Source organism: Waltera acetigignens (genome assembly GCF_025567015.1).
In the GTDB taxonomy this organism is placed as follows: Bacteria; Bacillota; Clostridia; order Lachnospirales; family Lachnospiraceae; genus Acetatifactor; species Acetatifactor acetigignens.
This window is the reverse complement of record NZ_JAOQJO010000043.1, coordinates 1-1,976: the sequence shown is the minus strand read 5'-3', so window position 1 is coordinate 1,976 and position 1,976 is coordinate 1. Positions and strand designations below refer to the sequence as shown.

General features: G+C 36.9%; 3 protein-coding genes. All 3 read left to right on the top strand.

All coding sequences use genetic code 11. From position 1 onward, the window contains the following. Nucleotides 1-175: 175 nt before the first annotated feature. The 3 genes from OCV96_RS19320 to OCV96_RS19310 all read left to right on the top strand — a co-directional run bounded on the left by OCV96_RS19320 (nt 176) and on the right by OCV96_RS19310 (nt 1,824). Nucleotides 176-880, top strand: a complete 705-nt coding sequence (locus OCV96_RS19320; RefSeq protein ID WP_262595217.1) for a hypothetical protein — start codon at nt 176-178, stop codon at nt 878-880. 49 nt (nt 881-929) lie between these two features. Continuing rightward, complete coding sequence (locus tag OCV96_RS19315) at nt 930-1,079, top strand: hypothetical protein (protein ID WP_178162147.1); 150 nt, start codon at nt 930-932, stop codon at nt 1,077-1,079. Between the two features lie 337 nt (nt 1,080-1,416). Continuing rightward, nucleotides 1,417-1,824 carry a hypothetical protein gene (locus OCV96_RS19310; protein ID WP_118692979.1) on the top strand — a complete coding sequence of 136 codons (408 nt, stop codon included), beginning with the start codon at nt 1,417-1,419 and terminating at the stop codon, nt 1,822-1,824. The last annotated feature ends 152 nt before the right edge of the window (nt 1,825-1,976 follow it).

Here is a 1,976-nt window from a genome sequence, read left to right as displayed (position 1 = left end):
AGTAATCAACTGCCTTTTTTAGAAAAAGTAGAAAAACTGCGCCACAGCCTTGGCAGGCCATCGCGCAGCGATTTTGTTCAATTTGAATTTTACGCACTATTAACTTTTGGATATAAAGTGCCAATATTACAAATATAGAAACGGATTTCTGTAGATTTGTTCAAGGAGGATTAAAATGGCAATTAATTTATATGGAAATGTAAGTGGTACTTATCAAAAACCAAATATAGATTTATTTGAAATGGCTCGGAAACAGAATAATCAGCCTGTAAAATTTTGTGATACAGAAGCGGGTAAAAATCTTCCGGCCATAAAGGTTAATATCTCAGAGGAAGGCTTACGTGCTTTACATGGTAGTAAGATGAAGGGTAGCGTAGATATACAAAAGCAAATGGAAGAAATGCAGTATATTTCGGAGCATCAGCCTGTGGAGAGTTTTACAAACAGATTATCAAGGGTAATGCAGAATAGTTATGTGCAGTTCTTCGAGAGTAATTCAGATGAAAAACTGACAATACAAAAAAAGGCGGATGTATTGTTGGGAGAATTCAAAAGTATTTGTGATGAGATTAACTCAGGATATGACGGTGGAACCAGAGTAAGATTTATTGAGGATTCTACGTCAACAGATGGTTTTAGAAAATTGAGTAAAGATGATGAACTGTCGATTCTGTTAAGTGAATTTAGCAATTTTGTTGAAGGACGTTTTGGTAAAACCCATCAGGAAGAAAGTGAAAAAGTAGCAAAAATTGTGAATGATTTGCAGAAGGTAAAACAGGAAATGGGACGTGGAGATATTCGGTATTATGAGCCAGAATATATTCCAAGTGATTTTGTTGAAAAATTACTGAAAGCAGCAAGTGATTATATAAAGGCATAGAAGGAAGAAACGGAAGTTCAAATTCAAGTTTGTAACGGAGGTGTTTGCTATGAAAGAAATTAAGATTGAGTTATTGGGCATTGCAATAATACTTTTAGGAATTGTTTTGAGAGCAAACAGTTTCTTTGAATATTTTCTTGGTGTTTTTGGATTTGGAATCGTTGTATCTGGCTGTTTTCTGAAAGATAAATACAAATAACTTCCGATTTGGAGAATTGAGAAAATTGGATTTGTCGAACTGATAAAAACACTTTAGGAACTAAAGGGCGCACTTCTATACTCTCCTATCGGGAGTATGTGCGTCCTGCGGAGCTTCATTCCCGGTCGGCAGAGAAAAAACTGCCCGACCGAGAATGTTTCGTCACTTCGTTCCGTCAAGGTGGCTACACCCCCTTGCGCCGCTAAAGCAGCTATCCCCTGTGGACTTGCCGTCCGCAAACGGTTTTGACAAACCGTTCGCCGCCAGCAAGTTTGAAAAGAAAAATCGGAAATTGAAACAGTTAGATAACTTGAATTTAACAAAGGAGTGTGAATGTATGAAAAAATTGATAGCATTAGTTCTAACATTGGCTTGTGTTCTTGCTTTGACAGGATGTGGTAAGAATGATACCTACAAAATCAAAATTGTTGTCCCTGCAGGAAGTACCGAAGAAATTGTTTATCAAGAGGATTTTGTCTATTCCGATGAGGAAATCTCCCCGATAGGCAACAAGATTACAATTTATTCTGGCGATGGATTAGGCGATACAGAGGTGGTGTTAAAACCAATTAGTGTCAAGGAAGAAAATGCATACGAGCCAACATATCTTACCCCAGGAATGCCAGTTGAAATGGATGTAGAAAAAGGCGCTTGGTTTAAGGTAGGTATAAATATGCAAAACAACACTGATACCGACAAAATCGTTTATGTTGAGATTGAAGGTGTCGAAGTAAGAATTGAGTAAATTCAAATTTGCAGAAATATCTGGCTAACTTTCCCAATTTTACAGACATTCCAGCCCATTCATTAGTGAAATGATATGTATTTTCCCTTATTTTTGCCCTTATGAGATAATCGTAAGGGAAATAAGGGAAAGTTTTATTTAGTCATTGCCTG

Coding starts and splice junctions, on each gene's coding strand:
- OCV96_RS19310 (WP_118692979.1), top strand. CDS start 1,417: ATGAAAAAATTGATAGCATTAGTTCTAACATTGGCTTGTGTTCTTGCT.
- OCV96_RS19320 (WP_262595217.1), top strand. CDS start 176: ATGGCAATTAATTTATATGGAAATGTAAGTGGTACTTATCAAAAACCA.
- OCV96_RS19315 (WP_178162147.1), top strand. CDS start 930: ATGAAAGAAATTAAGATTGAGTTATTGGGCATTGCAATAATACTTTTA.